The organism is Parachlamydia sp., from assembly GCF_050255895.1.
GTDB lineage: Bacteria > Chlamydiota > Chlamydiia > Chlamydiales > Parachlamydiaceae > Parachlamydia > Parachlamydia acanthamoebae.
Window position 1 is genome coordinate 1 of the sequence record NZ_JBFWIR010000023.1, and the last position, 22047, is coordinate 22047.

23 protein-coding genes, 2 tRNA genes and 1 pseudogene are annotated in these 22047 nt (G+C 39.2%); 15 read left to right on the forward strand and 11 right to left on the reverse strand.

From position 1 onward, the window contains the following. The 4 genes from recD2 to AB7E63_RS05435 form a co-directional block, all read left to right on the forward strand. On the forward strand, nt 1-2083 hold a 2083-nt coding region (gene recD2, locus AB7E63_RS05420; protein ID WP_428418917.1), incomplete at its 5' end, for an SF1B family DNA helicase RecD2. Continuing rightward, nucleotides 2080-3132 carry a phospholipase D-like domain-containing protein gene (locus AB7E63_RS05425; protein WP_039377157.1) on the forward strand — a complete coding sequence of 351 codons (1053 nt, stop codon included), beginning with the start codon at nt 2080-2082 and terminating at the stop codon, nt 3130-3132. The genes recD2 and AB7E63_RS05425, both read left to right, overlap by 4 nt. Nucleotides 3133-3226: 94 nt before the next feature. Continuing rightward, a tRNA-Thr gene (locus AB7E63_RS05430) sits at nt 3227-3299 on the forward strand. A gap of 8 nt (nt 3300-3307) precedes the next feature. Next, a tRNA-Tyr gene (locus tag AB7E63_RS05435) sits at nt 3308-3389 on the forward strand. A gap of 501 nt (nt 3390-3890) precedes the next feature. On the opposite strand, the pseudogene AB7E63_RS05440 reads toward AB7E63_RS05435, so the two are convergent. The 10 genes and pseudogenes from AB7E63_RS05440 to AB7E63_RS05485 all read right to left on the reverse strand — a co-directional run. After that, nucleotides 3891-4442 (reverse strand): annotated as a pseudogene (locus AB7E63_RS05440) (recombinase family protein); the annotation flags it as partial. 41 nt (nt 4443-4483) lie between these two features. Next, entirely contained in the window at nt 4484-4609 is a 126-nt protein-coding gene (locus AB7E63_RS05445) for a hypothetical protein (protein ID WP_006341245.1), read from the reverse strand. 154 nt (nt 4610-4763) lie between these two features. Further along, on the reverse strand, nt 4764-4982 hold the full coding sequence (locus tag AB7E63_RS05450) for a hypothetical protein (protein ID WP_006341244.1): 219 nt from the start codon (nt 4980-4982) through the stop codon (nt 4764-4766). After that, a complete protein-coding gene (locus AB7E63_RS05455; protein ID WP_006341243.1) occupies nt 4969-5442 on the reverse strand; it encodes a hypothetical protein in 474 nt (157 codons plus the stop codon). The genes AB7E63_RS05450 and AB7E63_RS05455 overlap by 14 nt, the downstream gene beginning before the upstream one ends. Before the next feature lie 60 nt (nt 5443-5502). After that, on the reverse strand, nt 5503-6249 hold the full coding sequence (locus AB7E63_RS05460; RefSeq protein WP_006341242.1) for a DNA primase family protein: 747 nt from the start codon (nt 6247-6249) through the stop codon (nt 5503-5505). After that, nucleotides 6206-6685, reverse strand: a complete 480-nt coding sequence (locus AB7E63_RS05465; RefSeq protein WP_006341241.1) for a hypothetical protein — start codon at nt 6683-6685, stop codon at nt 6206-6208. The genes AB7E63_RS05460 and AB7E63_RS05465 overlap by 44 nt, the downstream gene beginning before the upstream one ends. Before the next feature lie 21 nt (nt 6686-6706). Beyond that, on the reverse strand, nt 6707-7969 hold the full coding sequence (locus tag AB7E63_RS05470) for a toprim domain-containing protein (RefSeq protein WP_013925181.1): 1263 nt from the start codon (nt 7967-7969) through the stop codon (nt 6707-6709). A gap of 18 nt (nt 7970-7987) precedes the next feature. Beyond that, nucleotides 7988-8254: a septation protein SpoVG family protein gene (locus tag AB7E63_RS05475; protein ID WP_013925180.1), complete on the reverse strand. Its 267-nt coding sequence runs from the start codon at nt 8252-8254 to the stop codon at nt 7988-7990. 537 nt (nt 8255-8791) lie between these two features. After that, on the reverse strand, nt 8792-9211 hold the full coding sequence (locus AB7E63_RS05480) for a hypothetical protein (RefSeq protein WP_232503190.1): 420 nt from the start codon (nt 9209-9211) through the stop codon (nt 8792-8794). Between the two features lie 18 nt (nt 9212-9229). After that, a complete protein-coding gene (locus AB7E63_RS05485; protein ID WP_013925178.1) occupies nt 9230-9670 on the reverse strand; it encodes a hypothetical protein in 441 nt (146 codons plus the stop codon). 130 nt (nt 9671-9800) lie between these two features. Here AB7E63_RS05485 and AB7E63_RS05490 point away from each other — a divergent pair, with 130 nt between their 5' ends. Together AB7E63_RS05490 and AB7E63_RS05495 are read left to right on the forward strand one after the other, a co-directional pair. After that, on the forward strand, nt 9801-10364 hold the full coding sequence (locus AB7E63_RS05490; RefSeq protein ID WP_006341139.1) for a phosphotransferase-like protein: 564 nt from the start codon (nt 9801-9803) through the stop codon (nt 10362-10364). A 453-nt stretch (nt 10365-10817) separates the two neighbouring features. Continuing rightward, complete coding sequence (locus AB7E63_RS05495) at nt 10818-11813, forward strand: phosphotransferase (protein WP_006341136.1); 996 nt, start codon at nt 10818-10820, stop codon at nt 11811-11813. 263 nt (nt 11814-12076) lie between these two features. On the opposite strand, the gene AB7E63_RS05500 is transcribed toward AB7E63_RS05495, so the two are convergent. Continuing rightward, a complete protein-coding gene (locus AB7E63_RS05500) occupies nt 12077-12526 on the reverse strand; it encodes an NADAR family protein (protein ID WP_036746146.1) in 450 nt (149 codons plus the stop codon). Between the two features lie 163 nt (nt 12527-12689). Here AB7E63_RS05500 and AB7E63_RS05505 point away from each other — a divergent pair, with 163 nt between their 5' ends. The 9 genes from AB7E63_RS05505 to AB7E63_RS05545 all read left to right on the forward strand — a co-directional run bounded on the left by AB7E63_RS05505 (nt 12690) and on the right by AB7E63_RS05545 (nt 22046). Beyond that, nucleotides 12690-13448, forward strand: coding sequence for a class I SAM-dependent methyltransferase (locus AB7E63_RS05505; RefSeq protein WP_013925175.1), 759 nt, complete (start codon nt 12690-12692; stop codon nt 13446-13448). An 18-nt stretch (nt 13449-13466) separates the two neighbouring features. Further along, nucleotides 13467-13709 (forward strand): hypothetical protein, encoded by a 243-nt coding sequence (locus AB7E63_RS05510; RefSeq protein ID WP_013925174.1) that lies wholly within the window; start codon nt 13467-13469, stop codon nt 13707-13709. A gap of 322 nt (nt 13710-14031) precedes the next feature. Further along, nucleotides 14032-14235, forward strand: a complete 204-nt coding sequence (locus AB7E63_RS05515) for a GNAT family N-acetyltransferase (RefSeq protein ID WP_284452961.1) — start codon at nt 14032-14034, stop codon at nt 14233-14235. A gap of 433 nt (nt 14236-14668) precedes the next feature. Beyond that, complete coding sequence (locus tag AB7E63_RS05520; RefSeq protein ID WP_013925171.1) at nt 14669-15652, forward strand: aldo/keto reductase; 984 nt, start codon at nt 14669-14671, stop codon at nt 15650-15652. A 17-nt stretch (nt 15653-15669) separates the two neighbouring features. After that, entirely contained in the window at nt 15670-16854 is a 1185-nt protein-coding gene (locus AB7E63_RS05525; RefSeq protein WP_006341127.1) for a cupin domain-containing carboxymuconolactone decarboxylase family protein, read from the forward strand. 47 nt (nt 16855-16901) lie between these two features. After that, on the forward strand, nt 16902-17954 hold the full coding sequence (locus tag AB7E63_RS05530; protein ID WP_013925170.1) for an NAD(P)-dependent alcohol dehydrogenase: 1053 nt from the start codon (nt 16902-16904) through the stop codon (nt 17952-17954). Between the two features lie 21 nt (nt 17955-17975). Then, a complete protein-coding gene (locus AB7E63_RS05535) occupies nt 17976-18554 on the forward strand; it encodes an NAD(P)H-binding protein (RefSeq protein WP_039377151.1) in 579 nt (192 codons plus the stop codon). 891 nt (nt 18555-19445) lie between these two features. Then, nucleotides 19446-20906 (forward strand): efflux transporter outer membrane subunit, encoded by a 1461-nt coding sequence (locus AB7E63_RS05540; protein ID WP_144016274.1) that lies wholly within the window; start codon nt 19446-19448, stop codon nt 20904-20906. Nucleotides 20907-20957: 51 nt separating this feature from the next. After that, the gene (locus AB7E63_RS05545; RefSeq protein ID WP_006341123.1) at nt 20958-22046 is read left to right on the forward strand and encodes an HlyD family secretion protein; all 1089 of its coding nucleotides are present in this window, start codon (nt 20958-20960) and stop codon (nt 22044-22046) included. Nucleotide 22047 lies beyond the last annotated feature (1 nt).

The following is a 22047-nucleotide window of genomic DNA, read 5'->3' on the forward strand; positions in this document are numbered from 1 at the left end:
AGTTTGTGTCGTGGGCATTATGCCAGCCCTACAACCAGGAGAGACATTTCGTTGCTGGGGGCAATTGAAAAGGCATTTAATCCATGGCAATCAATTTGAAGTTGAGCGTTATCAAGTAGAAGCTCCTGCGGATATTTTAGGTATTACAAAATACTTGGGTTCGGGGTTGATTAAAGGGATTGGTCCAAAATATGCTGCTCGGATTGTGGAGAAATTTGGGACTGAAACGTTAGACATGATCGACCGTTTCCCGAACAGGCTTTCAGAAATACCGGGGCTTGGTGCGAAGCGGATAGAAACAATTAAAACATGCTGGGCGGAGCAAAAATCCATTCGGGATGTCATGATTTTTTTGCAAGCTCATGGCGTAAGTCCCACTTATGCTCAAAAAATTTTCAAAGCCTATGGCACCCACAGCATTGCAAAAGTTAAAGAGAATCCTTTTCATCTTGCTCGAGACATTTTTGGAATTGGCTTTAAAACCGCCGACTTAATTGCTCAAAAACTAGGGATTGATTCCAAGTCGAGCATTCGTACAGATGCAGGCGTCGAATTTGTTCTTTCTGAGCTTGCCAGCGACGGGAATGTCTGCTATCCGGTCGATCTATTTATTGAAGAAGCCAATAAAGTATTGGAAATAGAGCAGGAGAAGATCTCCGAAAGAATTTCTGTATTAAAAGAGCAGGGACGTGTTGAGCATTTTAAATTGATTCATGCTGGAGAACCTTTACAATTTATTTGGTTAAAACCTTTATTTGTTGCTGAAGTGGGGATTGCGCGCGAGATTCAACGATTGTTGTCTGCTCCGGTTGTTTTGAGAGACGTTGATGTCGATAAAGCCTTACAGTGGATTCAAGCGGAGCATTGCATCGATCTAGCAGTCAATCAGAAGGAAGCTGTTGCTCAAGCTTTATTCCAAAAGATGCATATTATTACAGGTGGACCAGGAACAGGAAAAAGCACCATTACAAAAGCTATCCTAGGTATCACGGAAAAATTGACTTCTAAAATTCTTCTGGCTGCTCCCACAGGCAGGGCAGCTAAGCGCATGAGTGAAATTACAGGCAAAAAGGCTTCAACCATCCATAGCTTGCTTGAATATGATTTCAAAGGAAAAGGATTTAAGCGTAATCGTTCTTCTCCCCTGGTGTGTGACTTATTGATCATCGATGAATCTAGCATGATTGATACCTTTTTGATGTACAGCTTGCTTAAAGCGATTCCTGACAACGCTCGTGTGATTTTTGTGGGAGATATTAATCAGCTGCCGAGCGTGGGACCAGGGAACGTATTGCAAGACTTAATTGCTTCCCAAGTGGTGAGTGTAACCACGCTTAATGAAATTTTTCGACAGGCTGCGGGATCCTTTATTATTACAAATGCGCATCGAATTAACCGCGGAATGTTCCCCGATATTCGCAATCTCAGTCAAAGTGATTTTTTCTTTGTAGAAGCACAGGAAACAGAAGATGTTTTAAAACAAATTGTGGCCTTAGTCTCTCAACGTCTGCCCAAAAAATATGATTTTCATCCCTCGGATGATATTCAAGTTTTAGCCCCTATGAAAAAAGGGAATATAGGCATCGACAATTTAAATGCCGTTCTACAAGAAATCTTAAATCCAAATCAGACTCCTTTAATGCGTCAGGGTCGTAAGCTAATGGTCAATGATAAGGTGATGCAAATTCGCAATAATTACTCAAAGGAAGTCTTTAATGGGGATATTGGACGCATTGTGGATATTGACCATGTCGAACAACAAGTTGTAGTAAAAGTTGAAGAGCGTGAGATTTGTTATGAATTTTCCGAATTAGATGAAATTGTTTTAGCTTATGCCGTTTCCATACATAAATATCAAGGAAGTGAATGTCCCTGTGTGGTGATCCCTGTGCATACCAGTCATTTTAAGCTTTTATATCGAAATCTTCTTTATACAGCTGTGACGCGAGGAAAAAAACTTGTCGTTTTGGTCGGGACAAAAAAAGCTTTATCCATCGCTGTGCGCAATGATGAAATCAAAAAACGGTATACGGGTCTTAAACAAGCTTTAGTGGAATTAAACACTGCAGTTTCGTCGATATGAAAAGGGGTGATGGCTCTGGCTTCAATCTGGAATGGATAAAAAAGATTTTTTGGATTTTAGCCTTCAGCTTTACAGCTTATGGCCTCTTTAAAATCGAACAGAAGCTTCTTTCTGTTGATTTACCAGAACCAGGCCAAAATGTCAAAATTTACGCCAATCAAGTTCGAGACGATTTACAACTTACCTTTTGTACAGCCATTTCTCAAGCCAAAAAATCGATCGTCTTAATTATCTATTCCCTCCAGGATCAAAAAATATTACACGCACTCCAAAAAAAAGCGAATGAAGGTGTGCGTGTTAAAATTTTCTGTGATGTGGGTGTGAGAAATTCGATCATGTATCAACTGGGTCCCCATGTGGAGATGGTGAAAATCGAAAGCAAGAAACTTATGCATCAGAAGATTTTGTTGATAGATGAAGAACAGATTTGGATTGGATCTTCGAATATGACGACAGATTCCCTCAGAATGTATGGAAATCTTGTGGTGGGAATGGTGCACCCTGAATTTGCGGGACTTATTCTTCGAAAGGTGGATGAATTCTCCCCAAATGCACATAGAAAAGCGATTCCTAAACAGACATTCGCGGTTGGCAAGCAGCGTGTCGAATTTTGGTTTTTGCCAGACAATCCTGAGGCCGATAAACATCTCATCCAATTGATTAATCAGGCTCAGAAAGATATTCGCATTGCCATGTATACATGGACACATCGAGAACTTGCATTAGCTGTTATCCATGCATTTAAAAGGGGAGTGCATGTCGAAGTGGTCATTGATGCTAAAGCAGGGAAGGGGGCGGGAGCGGCGATTGTTAAATTGTTGAAGCAGGAGAAGATTCCTGCGTCACTGAGCCTTCCGGGGCCTATGCTACATCACAAATTTGCTTACATTGACCATAAAATTTTGGTTAATGGGTCGACAAATTGGACAAAAGGGGCTTTTGCTGACAATGACGATTGTTTTATGGTGATTTACGATTTAAGCGTGGAACAACAGGCCAAAATGGATGCTTTGTGGGATGTTATTGTGTTAGAATCAGAACCAATTTAGTGTTGTATTTATATCATTATCAATGAGATAGGATTATTTGTTTTTTTGTGTTGAACAGAAAAAGGAGCTTTTGCTAGAATCTGGCATTCACATCGCTGGCATAGCTCAATTGGTAGAGCACCCGACTTGTAATCGGACGGTTGTGGGTTCAATTCCTACTGCCAGCATCCTCTTAGGGGGTGTCGCATAGCGGCAATTGCAAGGGACTGTAACTCCCTCGCCTTCGGGCTTCGCTGGTTCGAGTCCAGCCGCCCCCATCCTTTTGGACACTGCTTATAGTCTACTAGGGTAGTAAATGGTTCACAAGTATCTATAGACATGTTTTTCCCTTCTAATTTCAAGTTCTGAAACACGAGATTCAAAAGTTGACGTTTTTCCTCTACTTCAGAACTCTGGAAGATCTCCCTAGCACGAGCCGCTAAATTCATCGCCATATTGGCCGTTACGTAGAAGTTTTGATCTGCTTTTTCATGACGGGCCATCCGCTCAACGATTTCAGCCTGACGAGCTTTGTAATCTCTCACTTTTTCTAGATACATCTTCTCATCGATCAGTCCATCGAGCTTATCGTCATACATTTGGCTGACTCGTTTTTGGATGCGATCTTGCTCTTTTCTCAGAGTCATGAGGCTTTCAGTATGAAAAAGGCTTTCGGATTCATGAATTTTCTTTAAATAGCTCGTCACATCGGTAATTTGCTCTTCACTTAAGGCGATATGGTCAAAATATTGAGATAGAGATTCGACTAAAGGCTCTTCACGGATATAGGCTTTCTTGCATATTCCCTTAGCATTCGTACAGCTATAGTAAATATAACGCTTTTTATGAATCTTTGGGGTTACGGTACATCCACAATGAGCGCAAGAAATCATGCCTCTAAGAATAAAGGGCTCGGAAATCTTTTTGTGAGGCTTCTTATGATATACGGCTGATACATCCTGTGCTTGTTGAAAAAGTGAAGGAGAAATAAGGGGCTTGTAGTGATGTTCTGCCAAACCATACTTGGTTCGCATCTTTCCGCAATAGAATGGGTTTTTAAGAATAGAATCGATCTGAGACCTTGCAACTTTATTCCCTTTCATTGTGTCAGCTACTAATGCGATTCTCTCTTTAGATTTACGGATTTGCACAAGAATTTTTTCAAATTCTTTTCGAGTGTCTTTAGTAGATGATTCTGTGATTTTAAAAACTTGGTCAATGGTAAGTCCTTTTCTTTCAGCATATTCTCGTAAACGCCGTTCCTGAGCTGGTATTGATTGACCTTCTTCTTGTTCTTTACTCGAGACTCGAGCAAGTAGCATCGCTTTCATTTTTAAACTCTTGTTACATCTTTAATTGAGGAATTACTATATCAGTTTTCTTCAGGTTCTTCGGTACAATTTTGCGGAACAAAGCCAATTTCTAGTTCTTGATCGCATCTTCTTGCCGATTGCAATGCTTTTAATTCAGCTAAAGACCGAAAAAGAATCCTTTCCAAAGAAATCTCATATCGAGATAGCAAAGCTAGCTCGTTACCATGGGTTCCTCTACCAATACTTCAGTCAATCCCTGGCCTAAAAAAGAGCGCTTGCTTACATAGTTCATCAACATTGATTCCATTTGCATTACGCGGGATAGTCTCCATGCTGCTGTTAATGCTCTTTCCCAAAATAGTTGTTCGAGAAACCCCTGCGGTTGAAACTCAGCATAAAACTCCATTTTTCAGACTCTTCTTCAAGGACAATTTGCTTGCTGAATACTCCATGCTTTAAGGCATTTTGGGCGATGAGCGCCTTGCCTGTTTCTGTGCGTGGTCCTGTTGATTTAAGAGCGTTGCGTTGATTAGAAACGATTTGTTTATAACTGGTCAAACTTAACCTCCTTAAGTAATTTTAAAAATATTTGTAGGCAGATCGTCAGATCTGGAAATTGGTATTTGTTATCTGCTGTTAATTCAAAGATTGTATCGGTTGCTTGATAAAACAATTCCTTTGATGGAATCAAATAGGTTTGAATACCTGATTTTAAACACCAACATTCGAAATCAACATAGAGAGAATTTTTAAAATAGGGACGCATAGGCCAGCCTTCTAACCTTCCTACGCCAGGCTGACTGGGTTGTATATAGCCTTCATTTAAAGAGATGGAGAACCAGTCGATAACCAATTGAGGTAATTGCAGCTCAGTGGGTTCTTTATTTATGGCTAGAGGAAATGGTGCTGAATTAATCTTTATTTCACTGTGTAAACTCAGTCTTCTGTGATGCATCCTTTGAAGAAGAGTGTTGCGAGTGACACAGGTGACGCTATTTTCTAAATTGTTTTTGATCATTTTTTGTATGCTCCCATTTTTTTAGCCATGCGTTTGTTTTTGATAAAATAAATGTGAAAATTAAGCGTCACTTGCGTCACCTATGTCATTCAGAGAGATCGATTTAATAGATATACCTGACAACATTCTCTTTCCGTTGGTTCCTCTACTGGTTTCTACTCCTAACTTTTGCAATCGTTGCGTTAAGCCGTTGTGCCCAAGTATGCGCTTTACTCCCATCTCTTTGGCCCAATCTGTATAAGATTTAAAGATATCTAAGCTGCTCGATCTAAGACTAGAAGCTATTTCACACGCATCGGTTACAAACTGCTCCACTTGATCGCATTCAAATCGCCAATTCCTTTTAGCCGCTTCACTAGATGGGCAATAGGTGAATTCTCCTCTTTCAAAAACTCCAGCTATTCCTTCTAAAGCTAAATTCAATATGCCCGAAATTTCCATCTGGAGCTTCTGACGTAGGTGCACATCTCGACCAGGCCCCTCAAATTTTTGATTGAAAGAGAGAATGATAGCTCTTCGAAAAATGGCATCGGAAAAATCACGGCAATGAGGCATGTGGTTGGCTCCAAACCAACAAGTAGAATAAGGATGGAAATCGAAAGGGTTTTTATGTTTATGTTCTGCTGTAGTGCGCTCTCCAGAGACTATTGCCTTCAAAGCTGCATCAGCAATTTCGGCACCTTCAGCAATTTCGGCACCTTCAGCAATCTCGGTTACAATATTGACCAGCTTGCCAAATAAGTGAGCACGCTGGAATCGATTATCAAATTGGCAGGGGCTGAACTGCCGAGACGTGAGATGTACCAACTAAATACTCAACAACATGAAGCAGTACGGATTTGCCATTGGATCCATTGCCCAATAGAATGACAAACTTCTCAAATTCACAGGAGGTTAACAGTGAATAGCCCAATAATTCACAAACAGTAATCTTCCTTTCCTCAGTATCTTCATCCCCTTGGAAGATTTCTTCTAAAAATTGCTCAAATCGAGGAGCTGTAGCTTGGGGATCATAAGCAATAGGAATTTGAGTCGTTCGATAGTTGTGTTTATCATGAGGCTGTAAATGCCATGTTCCCTCCTTTAAGTGCAGCTCTCCATTCAAACAATTAATGGCTCGCGTATCGATATCAAACTGGTGCTTTGCCATAAAAATTTCGGTCTTGGTAATGTCCAGTACAGACTCCACTGAAAACTTGGTGATCTTTTTGTCATCCATCAATTCGTGGATTTTTCTTTTCATCAGACGGTCTTCTACTTGCTCTCAAAGCCCCGTTTCATTCCATTTCCAAATTTTTCCTAAGTGCTCTACTAGATTGCCATGACCAAATGAATCAATAACTGATAAGGCAATGGAGCGGTGATTGATTTCTTTTCTTTCTTCTTCATCTTCAAGATCTTTGACCGAGATTCCTGCTTTGTTGGCGATTTTTTTACTCAAACGTTTAATTTCAGAACCTTTGAGATGCTTCTTATTTGCTAAAAATGCTTTCCAAACATACCCAGTCAAATCTTCAAATGAGCTGGTTTGATCGATTAACAGATCGATGTCTTTAAAGGATAAATGTTTGCTAATAGTCTCTTGTTTTGACACTAGTGACTCTAATTGAATTCGAATCTCTGCAAGACCGTGAGATACATGTAGATCATTAAAATCAGTAAAAAGTTTTCCACAACGCTGGTTCTTAAATTCAGGAAAAATGCAAAGACAATTGTGAGTCTCAGCCGCTTCTGTAGCTTTTTGTCTCCCTACATTCATTTTGGCATTAACATCGTCATCCCCAACAATTAGGATTCGATGTGAGGGATAACGAGAGCGAATAGCTTGAGTTACAGAGAAAAGATTGCCAGAATCAAAGGCAATTACCGTAGGGTGAGAGGTGGCTTCATGCCAACTTGCTCCAGTCGCATAGCCTTCGGCAATGCAGATAAGGCTCTCTTCGTGAATTTGGCCAATCAGATGAAAATGGCCTTGTTTCTCTCCGCCTGGCAAGAATCGCTTTAAAAACTTACCGTTTTCTTGATAGATGAATTGAAGGCTGAGGATGTCTCCCTCTATATTCTTTACTGGAATAAAGAGCGAATAGGTTTCATTAAACCGAATTCCATAAGCCTCTACTTTTTTTTCTTCAAGGTAGAGATGTCTTCCAAATGAGGAAGCAGAGTCCCAAATTGTCTTTGCCTTTTTAGCAGCCTCTTCATGTCTTTTTTGCTGTTCTATCAAAGTTAAACGTCTGTTCTCTTCAATCTTCGATTGCAGTTCTTTGCGATCCGCTGAAGAGTAGACTTTATTAGAATCTTCCCACGATTTGTATTCAAACTTGCAACCATCACTCCAAGAACCATAAGAGCAGCAAAGATAGGGCTGACTAGAAGAGAGAAAACCTAAATGAGCTACATACCACTCATCGGGTTGATTTTTTTTGGCGTCTCGAGAAAAACGATGGATATTTCCATCACAGATCAGGGGACCTTGGAAAGGGATCTCATTTTGGCTCATATGTCGAAGACAATTTGATTCATACATATTTTTACCTATTTAAAATTACGTGATTGAATGTTCTCCAAACATCTCCTCGGCTTTATTGCAAATAGCCTGCTCAATTGCCTTGCTTAAACAAGGCTCGGTAGGATGGAAAATTGTGAGATTCTGTTCGCCAACTTTTCGAGTAGGATAAGTGATTCTATAGCCAGTGCCATCGCGCCTTTTGTGGACGCCAATCGAACTGATATTATCAATCTCCACATTTGCAAATGCCATCAGGCCATTTTGTGGCTTGATTGGGAGAAGCTCCACTTTGGTTATGCTCATAAAGCTCCGGATGGTTACGTTTGTCTATTTGGAAAAGAAGATTAAAAAAAGCTCCAAGACGGCAGGAATTAGCCACTGCTAATGAGTCAGCAGAGAGATTCTTCTTTGACGGCATGTGAACTTTAAAATTGCTTTCTTCCATGCCTTAATTTTAGAAAAATCTAGAGAATAAAGAACGAAACCGGAAGGTGTCGGAATTCCAGAAAAGGATCTCGAGAGAAGATGCATTAACGGGTGGGTATTCTGTCGGAAAAACGCCGGAAAATTCTTAGCAGAAACAAGCTGAGGATTTGATGTACTGTCGTAAATCAAAAGAAGGAAGCTGTTTTTTTGAATTTCTGATAGATGAAAGATGTTCTAGAATGTTCGCAGCATTGATTGAATAATCAATTTCGCTGAGGTGAACAACAGAACCAGCAAACTTGTCATTAGGGAAAAACAATCTTTTCAACTCATTTTTGATTTCCAGCTCACCAAGAGTGTGAGAGGGAGGGTTGAAGTCCATAGGAGAATAGGATTCTGTATCTACCAATAATTTTAAAAGTTTATGGGGTCGTTTATCTCGTTGAAGTTTTTTAATGAAGAAGGGCTGCCTATCATTACCTTACCTGCAATGTGAGCAATAATCCAATATTGGTCTTGCTTATCTAAATACAACTCCATAGCCTTTAAACATACCTCTGAATCAGAAATTACTGTTTTCATACCCGCGAGACGTTGTAAAAAGAACAAACCACAACGTTGAACTGTTTCAGCAATTTTCAGTCCTGTAAATAGGTGTGATAGGTTGCGTTCAAATGCATCATTTATCGGAGATATGCCATTCTTTGTCCACTCAGCCCATTTCAAAAGTACATCCCATTTGCCCCATACAGAAGTTGTTCGTTGACCTGAAAGAATTTCAATATCCTGTTTGCATTTTTGGAGATAAGGAGAAAAAGTGAGGTCGATATTCAAGTGAACAGTATCTTGCAACTACATGCAACTGAGAATGCAATAATTTGAAATGAAGGTGTTTATATCTTCTTGAGCTAAGATTCGGAAAAGAGAAACGAAGTCTGCATAATATTTATGGTAGACAGATTCTAATTCAAAAAATGGATTTTGTATTTTTTCGAGATCTATTTCAGTTTTTAAAAGTTCATCAATTGAATGACTCGCCTCATGTTTTCTGCCAATAGTTTTTTGAATAGCTTTGAGACATCTTGTGCCTTCTTTTAATAAGTCTTCTAGATTTTGACTTAGAGGAATATGTGCATCGTCCTTTTGCTCGTTTATTGATTTGAGAATTTGTATATTAGAAGGATTGTCATGGATAAACTCCATAAAGCTAGAGAAATCAGCGATCCAATCACGAGAAAAAGGATCCTCAAGCCTATATAGGCGTTTACTAAGAATATCGCTTACAACTTTCATACTTTTGCAGTGCAACCCATTTTACGTTTTTAAAATTACTCTTCATATAACACATCTATCTCTAAGTGTGATAGACTTTAGATCTTAAAATTTTAGGATTAACTCATATAAATTCAATCAGGTGATAAAAATGTCTAATATTATCTTTGTATTTGGTCCCTCATGCAGTGGGAAATCGACTTTGGGTCAAGCTCTTCAAAAGAATCTAGGAAGTGAGTGGACGTATATCGATCGAGACGATCTGATTGAACAAAATGTATGCACTGAGTCGACAGCAGATCGAACTCTAGAAGAAAGAATTCAATCCATTAAAGGTAAAATTATTATAGACGCGCAAATTCCGTGGAGAGAAAAGCAAAAAGGTGAGTTTTATTTTATGGTGCTTCCGCCTCTTGAAGTTTTATTAAAACGAGATGCCGAAAGAACTATAAATCTAAAACGTCCTGAAAGACAGGCTTATTATGCACGAGAATACGTTTTAGAAACCCATAGGACCCTAAGTAAGATGAAGAGAGAAAATTTTAATCACTGCTTTGATTCATCTCGGGAATCTGTAATGGATGAAATAAACACGATTAAAACTTTAATAAACCATAACTCCCATTCTTATGTTAAATACGTCTGCTTTGCTTTAGCAGGTGTTGCATTTAGCATTGTTTGTGCAGTATTGATAAATTCAAATAAAAAATCTTAAAGTACATTTCTTAATTTTTCAAACGCAGTAAAGTGGGGAATTTTCAAAGCGGGCCAGTCAAAAGTTCTGAAAGCATCCATCCGCCCCCATCTCTCTAAACTGTTATTCACTTGTATATAAGTGAGATGGTTCACGTAGGATTGTAAGTTATTCCCGTCTAATTTTAAGTTCTAAAATACAAAATTCAATAGTTGTTGCTTTTCATCTACTTCAGAACTCTCAAAAATCTTTCTTGCACGCGTTGCCAAATTCCTCACTAGATTAGCCGTTACATAGAAATTTTCATCGGCTTTTTCATGTCGATCCATCTGATCGACGATTTCCACTAAATTAGCAGAAAAATTTAGATCCTACCAAGGGAGTTCTAAATGGTTAAATCTACTGTTATAAATATAAGTCTCTTATAAAATATTTTTTGTTTTTAACCTTTGAAAGGAAATTTTGGTAATACTTATGAAAGTTATTAGAAGTGTTTTACTTTTTTTGTGTTTAGCCGCGAATCTTTGCGCGACAACTTTAGAAAATGCCCTACAGGAATGCTTTCCGAAAATTGAACAAAGTGAGATTACTGCAAAATTGTTGCTTGGAGGATTCTCTACAGATGAAAAGTATATTGTCACTCTAAACAACCAAAAATACGTTCTGCGCCTTTACGAGCTGACAGAGAATTCGAAAATAGACTCTGAGCTGTATATGCTAAATCTCGCAAGTCAGCTTGGGATCGGTCCTACAATCTTTTACGTAGCTAAGGACAAAAGCTTTGTCCTCATGGAATTCTTTGAAAGGGGAACGATCACGTTTGACCAGGTGCGTACTCGAGAAGCCTGTGTCAGCATTGCAAAGGCAATTAAAATCTTGCATTCAACGCCAACTCAAGAATGGATCCATTACGATTGCCTTGCACTTTACAAAGACGCTTATTATTTTTTGGTCCATAAAGCAGGCAAAAAACCTGAGTTTGATGAAGCGATCAATATGATGAGTGATGCTTATGTGGAGTTGAACAAGCTGTCGATCGAAAAAGTGAATACACATTCTGATCTTAATGCTCGTAATATATTCATTATCAATGGACAAGCGAAATTCATCGATTGGGGTGACGTAAACTACCATGATCCATTTTATGATCTAGCTTTATTTTCGATGTTTACAGCATACACCCACGAATTAGAAGAACTTTTACTGCAAACCTACCTTGGCAGAGAAATTGAAATCACTGATTGGCAAAAATTCCATCAATCCAAGCTCATTGCATATTCTACGATCATTATAAATGCTTTTTACATATGTTTTGCTTCAAATCCATCTGCTGAGATGATCGATGATCACCAAAGTCACGAATTTTTGATTAAGCAATTTGTCGATTATTCTGACAGTTCACATTCATTTTTAATGAACATTGCCAACACATTACTTAGAGAGGGACGTAAATTAAAAGCATCACTATGAAAAATTTTTCATATAGCAGCATTATTGGCCAGTTTCTTTTTTTTCCGTATGCATAAAATATCCTTCTTCGAACAAATAGCTTAGGGTGATTTGCTAGGAGCTTTTTCCAATCAAAAATTCTGAAATCATCCAACTGTCCCCATTCAAAACTCTCTGCTTCTTAAAAATCTCTGCTACAGGGTCAACAACCCTTTGAAATCACTTTCATCGATTCCCAAATGCTGATTCATCGCCGGTAAACCATTTTAATTTATAGCTAAGATTTAGGGGGATAACTTGGAGCGTAATTCTGAACGGATTTTAATGAGGATTTTACCGAGATGATTTTCGCCTCTTCCATCGCAAATTCCCCAAAAATAATCTTCCCAATCGTTCCCTTCTTCGATTAATGCATTACCGGTTGAGAGCAATTTATTTCCTAGGAATGCATGATGAGTGAATTTGTATCGTACACATTGTTCCATCACTTCTAATTTAATTTGATCCCAATCATTGCGAATAGTCAGCCCTCTTCCAGCATTCTTTGCTCTTAATGGCGTAAAGAGAACCGCGATCTGTTTGCGAATAGAAATGTCTAGGGTTTTTGCTGATTGATACGCATGTTCAACCGATGGATAGGTGATCCCCTCAAATTCGACCTTTGCAGGATAAAAATTAGATAGAAAATAAAATTCGCCCATAAAACATGAAACTATTTTTTGATGGTAATCCATTCTAAGATATTTCCTATAAGCAAAAGCTATTCATAATACTTTAAACGGTTTCAAAAAAAATCAAATTATTTGAGTAATAAATTTTGCCAATTTTATACATTTTTTGAAATGCAAAAATAGGAATTTTAATGTAATCTTCCTCATCAATAATCGGAGGGATGGTATGAATAAACAATCTGAGTCATATAGAGAGTTATGCACGGAATTTTATGTATTAGATAATCCTCACGCACCACTAGATGCCCTAAGATACTACTTAGCATGCGCAGCAGAAGCTAACGGATCAATTCTTGAACCGATGTGTGGTGCGGGGCGCTTTTTGATTCCACTAATCGAAGAAGGATATGATGTAACTGGATTTGACAATTCACCGCATATGCTGGAAGTATGCAGAAATAAGTGTTTTGAAAAAAAAATCAATCCACAATTAGTTGAAGCTTCGTTTGAAACATTTTCTTCCAACATATCCTATAAGCTTATTTTTATACCAAGCGCTTCATTTTGTCTTCTGGTAGATCTTGTGGATGTTCAACAAGCTTTGAGAAAAATTTTTGAGTGTCTCGCCAATGATGGAAAATTCATCTTTGAAATCGAGACATTAAAAGCAGTTAGAGAACCCCAAGGAATTTGGTCAGGGCGTTGGATAAAAAAAGATGACGGTTCTCTCTTTTTACATAATCGAATTTTTCATTTTGATACTGTAACAAACATTGAAACGCGTTTATGCCGAAAAGAGCTGTGGGAAAACAATCGAATTGTTCAAACAGAAGTAGAAGAATTTCGTTTGCATCTATATGTCCATAACGAGTTAGATGAAATTCTTGAAGGCATAGGATTTAAGATAAAAAACAAATTCATTCCTTACACACGCACACAAGCCGATGAAAATGCCCAAATGATTCTCTACGAATGTGTGAAATAGGGATTTTTTTCGATATCTATGTATAGCATCTCAGAACTGAGGATACAGCTAATCGAGCATCGCAGGAGTTCTGGTGTCAGGTCTAACACCAGACATAAAGAATTACTTGATGCCAATAAAAGCTTTGCTTTCAAAACTACGGGTGCGGGAACAAATGCTGTTCAATCTCTTAAAGAGGTTAAAGTAAATAGCTATGAAATCCATCTAGTGCAATTGAATTTTAGGAAAGCTGCCAGGTATTTGTATGGAAGTGGTCAATGATTACTTAGAATGAGTCAAACACCGTTAAATAAGTTATCAACATGTCTTTTGCAATTCAGTCTTTCGAACCTAAATGCCAATCTGAAGTTATTGATTTGATAGAACGAATTCAAATAGGAGAATTCAACTTTCCAATTGAAGAAGGACAACAAAAAGAACTTCAATCAATTTTCTCAGTCTTTTCAAAAAAATAGGGGCAACTATTGGGTAGCTCTTTTTTTTATGGAAAGGTCATTGGAACTATTGCAGTGATCGATATTGATCACAGTGCATTTGAGCTAAGAGACGTTTTTCTTAATAAAGAATATCGAAGTCAACGGGGATTTGCAAAAAAATGCTCGATACAGTTTTAACATGGTCTAAAGAGCGCGACGTTAATGCAATTTATTTAGGAACGACTCTTGCTTTTCGAGCTGCGCATCGTTTTTATGAAAAGCATGGATTTCGTGAAATTGCAAGGAATGGCATGCCTTCATACTGCCAACCTATGGATTGTGATGAAAAATTTTATCGGCTTGGTTTATAACAATTTCCTATAGATTGAATCCGCAATTAGGCGGTAAGTTAAGCGATAAAGTAGTCAAATTAAAAGTTCTGAATGCGTCCACCTCCCTATGCTTCTCCGGAAGTCTTTTTTTTAGAAAATGAATCTAAAAGCTTCACAAGCAATACTTGTCGCCATTCTTATCTTTGTAAATATTGTTCTCTCATCATTCTTTTTGCCTATTTTGTATAGGCGGCTCTCGTTGATATCGTGGTGCCACCTCTCTTTATTCTTTTCTCCCAGTTGCTTAAGGCATTGTGATTATTTACACCAGGTTCTTTTTCTTACAAAGAGTAAGGAACGCAGAATATAGTAAATTTAAAAATTAAGTTTACAAAAAGTGCTGATTCTAGCTTAAGTGATAAGCGAAGGCATTGCAAATGCTAGGCTTTTAAGTGGAGAAGGAGGGATAACAATGAAAAAGAGACTACTCGGAAAAAGCAATCTTGAAGTATCAGCCATTGGGTTTGGTTGCATGGGACTAAACTATGCATACAGCCATATCTTGGATAAACAAGCCGCAATTTCACTGGTTCAAGCTGCCGTGGAACGCGGCGTTACTTTTTTTGATACGGCTGAGATATATGGTCCATATACCAACGAAGAAATTGTAGGTGAAGCATTGAAGCCATACCGGGATAAGGTGAAAATTGCCACCAAGTTTGGCATTAAATTGCAGGATGGAAAACAGGTGCAAGACAGCCACCCCAATCGCATTAGACAATCTGTAGAAGGCTCGTTGAAACGTTTAGGTACCGACGTGATTGATTTATATTATCAACACCGTGTGGATACACAAGTACCCATTGAAGATGTTGCTGGAGTTATGAAAGACTTAATTAGCGAAGGGAAGATCAAATACTGGGGTCTTTCAGAAGCGGGCGTACAGACTATTCGCCGTGCAAATGCTGTCCAGCCCCTTACCGCTATTCAAAGCGAATACTCTCTTTGGTGGAGACGACCGGAAGACGAGTTATTGCCTACGCTTGAAGAACTCGGCATCGGCTTGGTTCCGTTCAGCCCTTTGGGCAAGGGATTTCTTACAGGAAAAATTGATAAAAATGCAAAATTCGATAAATCGGATTTTCGAAGCATTGTACCCCGCTTTACACCCGAGGCCTTAAAAGCCAATCAGGTTTTGATCGACTTGCTTGGAAAGATAGCGGAACAAAAAAATGCAACGCCTGCCCAGATCGCACTTGCTTGGATTTTAGCTCAAAAACCATGGATCGTGCCTATTCCCGGAACCACGAAACTAAGCCGCCTGGAAGAAAACATCGGAGCAGTCGGTATTAAATTGACTTCCCGAGAATTGCAAGACATTAATTCCACACTTGAAACAATCAAAGTGGAGGGTAGTCGCTATCCAGAAGAATTGGAAAAAAGAACGGGATTATAAGAAATAAAAAGGCGGTTATGAGCACATTGGAAAATCAAAATACCATTTTTCCCAGAGGTGAAAAAGCTTCGACAGACTATTTTACAGGAACTGCATGGGTGAAAATCTTAGTTCCTCAAGATGAAACAGGAACTTATACAATAGGTAATGTCGTATTTGAGCCAAGGAGTAGAAACAACTGGCATACACATGCGAAAGGGCAAATCTTGCTTGTTACCGATGGAAAAGGCTATTATCAGGAAAGGAACAAGCCTGCAAGAGTGCTTATGAGAGGGGATGTAGTCATTATTCCGTCAAACGTGGAGCATTGGCACGGCGCGGCAAATGATAGTCGTTTCACTCATATTGCTATAACCAATAATAGTGCAGAAGGTGCAGTTAAGTGGCTGGAGCCCGTAACCGATGAGGAATATAACAGCATTCAGTCTGCAAGATATGAGCCTGCAAAGATTAATTTGACCGAAGCCGCGATCAGAAACCATGAGGAATTACTTCCAAAACATGAGTCAATGCTACAAGTAACAGATCCTGAGCTAATCGAATTATTTGACAATTTTGCTTTTGATGAGGTGATTAGCTACGGGAGCTTGGATGCAAAAACAAGAGTAATGATGATTTTGGCATCAACCATTGGAAGCCAGGCTTTAACTGAATTCAAAGCAATGATTGGTGGTGCTCTTAATGTGGGTATAACCCCTATTGAAATTAAGGAAATTATTTACCAGTCAGTGCCTTATGTAGGGATTTCAAAAGTTTTAGATTTTATCCACGCTGGAAATGAAGTATTGCAAAGCAGAGGAATAAAACTCCCATTAGAAGGTCAATCTACAACCACACTCGAAAACCGGTATGAAAAAGGATTGGCAGTACAAAAGGTGATCTTCAAGGAAACGATTGATAAAATGTATCAGGAATCACCAGGGGATCAAATACACATCCAAAAATATCTGTCGGCCAATTGTTTTGGTGATTACTATACCAGAAAAGGGCTGGACACAAAAACAAGAGAGCTTTTAACGCTTTCTATGCTTATAGCATTGGGTGGAACCGAGCCGCAAATAAAAGGACATATTCAAGGTAATGTCAATGTTGGTAACGATAAAGAAACTTTACTAAGTGTGATCACGCAATTACTGCCTTATGTAGGATACCCTAGAACTTTGAATGCAATAAAATGCTTAAATGAAGTGATAACTAGTTAATCAGAACAATAAATTATTGAAATTAAAATCTAACCAAGAGTCAAGCGATGGAATCATTTAAAGTTAAAGCCTTTGGCACAGAGGCTGCCGATGCACCATTAAAACAGGTCAATATTCAACGCAGAGCGATAATGCCTCACGATGTGGAAATAGACATCCTTTACTGTGGTATTTGCCACTCTGATCTACACGCAGCCCGAAACGAATGGGGTGGAACAGTTTACCCGATTGTTCCAGGACATGAAATTGTAGGTAGGGTAACAAAGATTGGTAACCAAGTGACTAAATTCAAACCAGGTGATCTAGCTGCAGTCGGCTGTATTGCAGATTCCTGTCGAAAATGTGAATATTGCAAAGAAGGATTAGAACAATTTTGCGAGCCAGGTAGCACCATTGTGTTTAATTCTCCTGATAAGTACATGGGAGGGCGCACTTATGGAGGCTTTTCAGAAAGTATTGTGGTGGACGAATATTATGTTTTACGTGTTCCTGAAAAACTTGATTTAGCTTCTGCTGCACCCTTGCTTTGTGCGGGAATTACGGTCTATTCACCTTTAAAGCATTGGAAGGCTGGTCCTGGGAAAAAAGTAGGCGTTATTGGCCTTGGAGGTTTGGGGCATTTAGCGATTAAAATTGCCAAAGCAATGGGTGCTCATGTAGTCGTATTCAGTACTTCCCTTTCGAAAGTAGAGGATGCCAAGCGATTAGGAGCAGATGAAGTGTTATTATCCACTGATGTTAAACAAATGAGACAGCAATCTAAATTGGATATAATTCTGGATACCGTATCTGCAAAACACAATGTAAATAATTATTTGGACATGCTAAAAGTTGATGGTGCTTTAGTATTGGTTGGACTACCAGTAGACCCATTGCCGGTAGGAGCTTTCAACCTTGTTAAAGGAAGAAAAAGTTTTGCAGGTTCTAACATTGGAGGTATTCCCGAAACGCAGGAAATGCTGGATTTTTGTGCAGAACACAACATCACTGCCGATATTGAATTAATCAGTATTCAGCAAGTTAACGAGGCATTTGATCGATTGATAAAAGGGGATGTGCATTATCGTTTTGTTATTGATATGGCATCGTTAAAAAAATAATTCAAATAACCTACAGAAGAAATGAAAAATATAATTATTCTAGGCGCCAGTGGAAATATCGCAAAAGATGTCTTTGATATTTTAGTAAAAAAGAATGAAATTAACCTTACCTTATTTTTACGCAACAAAAATAGGTTAAGAAATAAAAATGTTTCCAACTGTCGTATTATTGAGGGGGATGTTCTCGATTTTGATCAACTAAAAGAAGCAATAGCGGGACAGGATATTGTATATGCAAATCTCGCGGGAGATCTGGAACAGATGGCAAAAAACGTTGTTAAAGCAATGCATGAAATAGGCGTTAAAAAACTCATATTTATCAGTTCAATAAATATTTACAATGAGCCTGTAAGTCCCATTTTAACGCCTTACCGAAAAGCTGCCGATACGATAGAAGCATCAGACCTTGAATACACGATTTTAAGGCCAACCTGGTTTACTATCGCCGATGAAGTGGATTACGAAATAACCCGAAAAGGCGAACCGGAGAAAGGCTCGGTGATTTCTCAAAAGAGTCTGGCAACATTCATAACAAGAATTATTGAAACTCCCGAAGAATACATTCGGGAAAATCTAGGCATAAATAAACCGAATTCTTAATCCATTTAAATCATTGTATGTGCAAGGAGAATCTGCCACTTAACTGACGCTTCAAATGAAGAACCGTTGAAAGTCCATCAGAAAAAATACGGTGTGTGTATTCGATGCCAACATTTCTCCGCATGCTCGGAATCTTGCAATGATGCTGCGGTTATTTGATGCTGCCAGTTATGGGGCAAGTATGAACACAATGGTGAGATTCTAACGCCATTACTTGCATATCGTCAAAAATAAGTTCTAAACTTATGGAAAACATATCGTTTTGCAAGGTTGCTGCTCATGAATACAGGGTTATTGCGAATCGAAGTAGCTCGTAGGGCAACTTTACAGTTATTTTGATCTTCTTTTATATAAATATTGTTCTTTCATCATTCTTTTTGATGTGCGATTTTCCACAGACTCATTTTTTTACCTAAATAGTGTTTTAGCTACGCTTAAAAGTTTTACGATGGCTTTTTTAGAGAATCTCTTACAATCTCTTTAATAATACCTTCTAGTCTTCGAATATATTTGGGGGAGGTCGATCTTTCTCATGTGTAGGTTGAATTGAATGCCATTGCGAAATAGCATTTTCAGAATACCAAAAAAGGAAGGCTTACATATTGAAAATAAATTACACCGCGGCCTATTTATTTTGTATAGGAGGCTCTCGCCAGCATCGTGTTTAACTACCTGTAAGCCCTGCTTCTCTTTGTTCAATTTTCTGGATTAAAAAAAATGGTTGTGATTTACTCCATTTTTTTCATGATATGGGATATCGGTAGGTCTCATGCATTGATCATGGATTCAAATGCTAGTCGTTCTACCTTTTAAAAGCTCTAGAACGAGTATTGAAAACAAGAGGTGCAAACATAAGGCGTTTGGCCATTTTTCATTTGACTGAGAGAATAAATGTTATTGAAAAGTATAAAGACTTTATCCAGAAAATGCTTATTCTGCTACCTATCGGTAATGCTATCCGGTTGTTCGTTTATTCCTGTCTATGAAAGACCTCCCTTGCCTACCGCAGAGACATATCCCAGAGAAGAATGTACACAGAACTGCTCGAACATCCGGCAGCTTTGCTGGCAAGACTTTTTTACCGATCCGGCTCTCCAACAACTGATCGCGCTGGGGCTGGATAATAATCGGGACTTGAGAATAGCCATAGGACGAATATACGAAGCAAGAGCAGTGTATGGCCATAGCTGGGCGGATCTGTTTCCTACCGTCGATGGAATTGTCCCTGGTCTTCGAACTCGATTGCCTGGTGATTTATTATCAAGTGCACTTTCAACATTCTCCTCTCCAACGACACCATCAACACCAAGCAACCCCGCAATTTTCAGTTCCGCTTATTTGGCTGCTCTTAGTATTAATGCATGGGAGCTTGATTTTTGGGGGCGCCTTCGAAGTCTGAAAGATGCCGCATTAGAAGAATATCTAGCTACCGAAGAGGCAGAACATGCCACTTTCATAAGCCTGATTGGACAAATTGCCAACACATATTTAATGGAACGCGAACTAAACGAGCTGGTTAGTATTGCCAAAAAAACTGTTGAAAGCCGTCAAAAGTCATACCATTTAATGAAACGGCGCTTTGAAGAAGGCTCATCATCAAAGTATGAAGCCATTCAGGCTGAAACGCTTTTGCAGCAGGCAAAGGCCGATTTAACTGTACTTGAACGTAGGCGTGAGTTGAATTGGAACGCTATGACGCTTCTCGTTGGCACACCTATAACCCTCGATAATCATTTACTGTCCCAAATCGAAGCTTATTTTATAAAGGAGATTTGCCCAGGGCTGCCTTCCGAATTACTATACAATCGTCCCGATGTGCTTGCTGCTGAACATAGATTGATGGCAGCCTATGCCAACATTGGCGCCGCCAGAGCAGCCTTTTTTCCTGCGATTTCACTGACGGGAGCCTATGGTTCAGCCAGCAGCGAACTTAAAAATCTGTTTCACCCGGGAAGCAAATTTTGGTTTTACTTTCCAAGTATCTCAGTTCCGATATTCGATTGGGGAAAAAATTTATCGGATCTAGGATTGGCAAAAGCACGCCAGAATATAGCTGTCAGCCAATATGAACATACGATTCAAGTTGCTTTTCGCGAAGTTGCCGATGCTCTGACTGAACGCGCATGGTTAGCAGAACAGAGTGTTATTCAAACCGAGGCTTTAGCTTCTCAACGTGAGCGCGCACGTTTGGCATGGATTAGATACGAACATGGAACTTCTCCCTATCTTGAATTTCTGGATGCTGAGCGGGACAGGTTTTCTGCTGAACAAGATCTTGTGCAAACACGACGTGCTTTTCTTGCCAGTGGAATCAACTTATTTATCGCACTTGGTGGTGGCTATAGTAGATAAATATGAATTCATCTACCGGCTTGTTGCTAGGACATTTTAATAAGGAATATCATGATAAAAGATAAGAAAATGTGGTTAATGGGTGCTCTAGGGCTGCTTATTATCGGAATCCTAGCTTTCGTCTTATGGCAAAGCTATATGCAACACAAAAAAAAGGACATTATCAGTGGAAATGGGAGGATTGAGGCCACAGAAATTAATCTTGCGCCTCGGATAGCCGGTCAAATTAAGGAGCTTCTTGTGGAAGAAGGGGACTATGTCAAGGCAGGGCAGGTTTTGGCTTATATGGACCCTGATGTCCTGGAGGCACAGCTTCGAGAAGCCAAAGGTAGGCTGCTTGCGGCGAGAAGTGATGTTGCTATTAACCAAAGCAGACTTATTCAAAAAAAGAGTGAAAAAGCTGCTGCAGAGGCGGTATTGAAGCAACGCGAAGCTGAATTAGAAGTCTCAGAGAAAAGGTTGGCACGTTCTTCAAAGTTGGTTCTAGAAGGGGCGACTTCGCAACAGACCGCCGATGATGATTATGCGTCCTTTAAAAGTGCGGTTGCTGCTAAAAACGCGGCTATTGCCCAAGTTGAAGCTGATGATGCGGCCATCGTAACCGCACAAGAAGAGGTGACTGGAGCCAAATCGTCTGTTGAGGCTAATGAGGGATCCGTAGCGAAAATAGAGGCGGATATAAAAGACAGCGCTTTGAAAACTCCTCGCGATGGACGAGTGCAGTATCGTGTAGCACAGGCAGGAGAAGTTGTCCCAGCTGGTGGTGCTGTATTGAGCCTGGTTGATCTAAGCGATGTCTATATGACTTTCTTTCTTTCAACGGCTTATGCGGGAAAGGTATCTATTGGGCAAGAAGTGAGATTAATACTCGATGCTGCTCCGTATTATGTCATTCCAGCATACGTCTCGTTTATCTCTGATGTCGCTCAGTTTACTCCAAAAACAGTAGAAACAGCGACAGAAAGAGAAAAATTAATGTTTCGCATCAAAGCTCAGATACCGAAAGATTTTCTCAAAGAGAATATCGCTCAGATTAAAACCGGATTGCCAGGCGTAGCGTACCTTAGGCTAGACCCTGAAAAGCCATGGCCGGACGATCTGCAGATAAATAAAAACCAAGGCCAACTTATTTTCAGGTAAA